Consider the following 3,793-nt stretch of genomic DNA (forward strand, 5'->3'; position numbering starts at 1 on the left):
CGGCGGGAGGGCCGGCCCCTCGGTGGCCACGGCCGCCGGATCAGGCGTCGCCGCCCGCGGCGCCCGGGTCGGCCGCCGCCACGTCGAGCAGCTGGTAGCGGTCGATCGCGTCCTTCAGCACGCTGCGCTCGATCTTGCCCTGCTTGGCCAGCTCGGTGAGCACGGCCAGCACGACGGACTGCGCGTCGATGTGGAAGAAGCGGCGGGCCGCACCACGGGTGTCGGCGAAGCCGAAGCCGTCGGCGCCCAGCGACTGCCACGCACCCGGCACCCAGCGGGAGATCTGGTCCGGCACCGCGCGCATCCAGTCGGACACCGCGACGAACGGGCCCTCGGAGCCCTGGAGCTTGCTGGTGACGTACGGGACGCGCTGCTGCTCCTCGGGGTGCAGCAGGTTGAACTCCTCGGCCTCCACCGCGTCGCGGCGCAGCTCGTTCCAGGAGGTCGCGGACCAGACGTCGGCCTTGACGTTCCACTGCTCGGCCAGGATCCGCTGGGCCTCCAGCGCCCACGGCACGGCCACGCCGGAGGCGAGGATCTGCGCCGGGATCTGGCCCGCGGTGCCGGCCGCGTACTTGTGCAGACCCTTGAGGATGCCCTCGACGTCCACGTTCTCGGGCTCGGCCGGCATCTTGATCGGCTCGTTGTAGACGGTGAGGTAGTAGAACACGTCCTCGCCCGTCGGGTGCTCCTCGCTGGAGCCGTACATCCGGCGCAGACCGTCCTGGACGATGTGCGCGATCTCGAAGCCGTACGCGGGGTCGTACGCGACGACGCCCGGGTTGGTCGAGGCCAGCAGGTGCGAGTGGCCGTCGGCGTGCTGCAGGCCCTCGCCGGTCAGCGTGGTGCGGCCGGCGGTGGCACCGAGCACGAAGCCGCGGGCCAGCTGGTCGGCCATCTGCCAGAACTGGTCGCCGGTGCGCTGGAACCCGAACATCGAGTAGAAGACGTACACCGGGATCAGCGGCTCGCCGTGGGTGGCGTAGGACGAGCCCGCGGCGATCAGCGACGCGGTACAGCCGGCCTCGGAGATGCCGTCGTGCAGCATCTGCCCGGTCGGCGACTCCTTGTACGCGAGCAGCAGGTCGCGGTCGACCGACTCGTAGGTCTGGCCGAGCGGGTTGTAGATCTTCGCCGACGGGAACAGCGAGTCCATGCCGAAGGTGCGGTACTCGTCCGGCGCGATCGGCACGAAGCGGTTGCCGATGCCCTTGTCCCGCATGAGGTCCTTGAGCAGCCGGACGAACGCCATGGTGGTGGCGATGGTCTGGTTGCCGGAGCCCTTCTTGACCGCCTTGTACGCGTCCTCGCCCGGCAGCTCCAGCCTGCGCGGCCGCACCTTGCGGGTCGGCACGTAGCCGCCCAGCTCCTGGCGGCGGTCGTGCATGTACTGGATCTCCTCCGAGCCGCGGCCCGGGTGGTAGTAGGGCGGGTAGCCCTCCTCCAGCTGCTTGTCGGTGATCGGCAGGTGCAGCCGGTCGCGGAAGCGCTTCAGGTCCTCGACCGTCAGCTTCTTCATCTGGTGGGTGGCGTTGCGGCCCTCGAAGTTGGGGCCCAGCGTCCAGCCCTTGACCGTCTGCGCCAGGATGACGGTCGGCTGGCCCTTGTGCTCACGGGCCGCCTTGAACGCCGCGTAGATCTTGCGGTGGTCGTGGCCGCCGCGGCCCAGGTGCTGGATCTGCTGGTCGGTCATCGACTCGACCATCTTGCGCAGCCGCAGGTCGCCGCCGAAGAAGTTGTCCCGGATGTACGCGCCGGACTCGGTCGCGTAGGTCTGGAACTGGCCGTCCACCGTGGTGTTCAGCTTGTTCACCAGGACGCCGTCGCGGTCCTGCGCGAGCAGCGGGTCCCAGCTGCGGTCCCAGACCAGCTTGATCACGTTCCAGCCGGCGCCGCGGAACTGCGACTCCAGCTCCTGGATGATCTTGCCGTTGCCGCGGACCGGGCCGTCCAGGCGCTGCAGGTTGCAGTTGACGACGAAGGTCAGGTTGTCCAGGCCCTCGCGGGCGGCCAGGGAGAGCTGGCCGAGCGACTCGGGCTCGTCCATCTCGCCGTCGCCGAGGAAGGCGTAGACCTGCGAGTCGGAGGTGTCCTTGATCCCGCGGTGCTCCAGGTAGCGGTTCATCCGGGCCTGGTAGATCGCGCCGAGCGGACCGAGGCCCATCGAGACGGTCGGGAACTCCCAGAAGTCCGGCATCAGCCGCGGGTGCGGGTAGCTGGAGAGGCCGTACGGGAACTTGGACTTCTCCTGGCGGAAGGCGTCGAGCTGCTGCTCGGTGAGCCGGTCCAGCAGGAAGGCGCGGGCGTAGATGCCGGGGGAGGCGTGACCCTGGAAGAAGATCTGGTCGCCGGACTCGCCCTCGGCGTCCTTGCCGCGGAAGAAGTAGTTGAAGCCGACGTCGTAGAGCGACGCCGAGGAGGCGAAGGTGGCGATGTGGCCACCCACTCCGATGCCCGGGCGCTGGGCCCGCGAGACCATCACCGCGGCGTTCCAGCGGGTCGCGTTGAGGATCTTGCGCTCGATCTCCTCGTTGCCGGGGAAGAACGGCTCGTCCTTGGTGGCGATGGTGTTGACGTAGTCCGTGCTGCGCATCTCGGGCACGGCGACACGCTTCTCGCGGGCGCGCTCGATCAGCCGCAGCATCAGGTAACGGGCACGCTCACGCCCCCGCTCGTCGATGGCCGCATCGAGCGACTCCAGCCATTCCGCGGTCTCCTCGGGATCGAAGTCCGGGACCTGACTCGGAAGGCCGCCAATGATGATCGGGTTGCGATCGGATCCGGAAGCCACGCTGTTCCTTCACTGTCGGTCGAAACTGAGGTGTGTCGCGCCGCCTCCATCGTGCTACCGCGCTCGGAGATCCGTCATCTCTACCGATCGGTAACCGTTCTCCCTGACAGAGGGAACGGTCTGGTGATGTGCGGTTCGGACAGCATCGTCCGGGCCGCGCACCCCCGGGTGTTACGAACAGAGGTGGTCCGACCTGGTTTCCCTTCCGTCCGATGGCGGACGGCGGGGATGAGGGCCAACAGGAGACTCTACGCCCGCGCACGCGCGGACCCGAATGCCGTTCGCATCCCGGGCGTGCGTACGCCTGTTGGACCAGGACCACCCGAAGCATCCTTGTCTTGTGCAGAGAAGGGCAAATCGGTGTGATTCCCGACACATCGCCCGGCGTGTCCCCGCGCGACACGTCAACCTTTGGAGGGGATCGGGGGTCGGGTACTTGCGCGAACCGCCGCGCCCGTGTGGACTACGGCCACAGCCCCGGCATGGACGCCGGGCCGAATACTGGAGGTTATTCCCGTGAGCGCGACCGCGGACCCCGCGGACAAGTCCAACCCGGCAACCCGTCTCGGCTTCGAAGCAGGCCAGATCATCCAGGAGCTGGGGTACGACGAAGACACTGACCAGGACCTCCGCGAGGCCATCGAGGAGATCACCGGGACGGATCTCGTCGACGAGGACTACGACGATGTCGCCGACGCCGTCCTGCTGTGGCACCGCGATGACGACGGGGACCTCACCGACGCCCTCGTCGACGCGCTGGAATACCTGGCGGAGGGCGGCCTGATCTGGCTGCTGACGCCCAAGACCGGCCGTGACGGCCACATCGAGGCCTCGGACATCGCCGACGCCGCGAAGACCGCCGGCCTCTCGCAGACCAGCTCGATCGCCATCGCCAAGGACTGGGCCGCGACCCGCCTGGCGACCAAGTCGACCGCCAAGCCGGGCAAGCGCTGAGCGCCGCCTGACGGGCCCGCCGGGCCCCGCCGGAGCATCCTCCGGCGG

At 68.9% G+C, this 3,793-nt stretch carries 2 protein-coding genes; one reads left to right on the plus strand and one right to left on the minus strand.

The features are described from left to right. Positions 1–40: 40 nt before the first annotated feature. The gene (gene aceE / locus ACFCX4_RS35200) at positions 41–2,791 is read right to left on the minus strand and encodes a pyruvate dehydrogenase (acetyl-transferring), homodimeric type (protein WP_376151375.1); all 2,751 of its coding nucleotides are present in this window, start codon (positions 2,789–2,791) and stop codon (positions 41–43) included. A 516-nt stretch (positions 2,792–3,307) separates the two neighbouring features. Between aceE and ACFCX4_RS35205 the strand changes: the two genes are divergently transcribed. Then, on the plus strand, positions 3,308–3,745 hold the full coding sequence (locus tag ACFCX4_RS35205) for a DUF3052 domain-containing protein (protein WP_376151377.1): 438 nt from the start codon (positions 3,308–3,310) through the stop codon (positions 3,743–3,745). The last annotated feature ends 48 nt before the right edge of the window (positions 3,746–3,793 follow it).

Origin of the sequence: Kitasatospora sp. NPDC056327, from assembly GCF_042261735.1 — a bacterium.
Lineage (GTDB): Bacteria > Actinomycetota > Actinomycetes > Streptomycetales > Streptomycetaceae > Kitasatospora.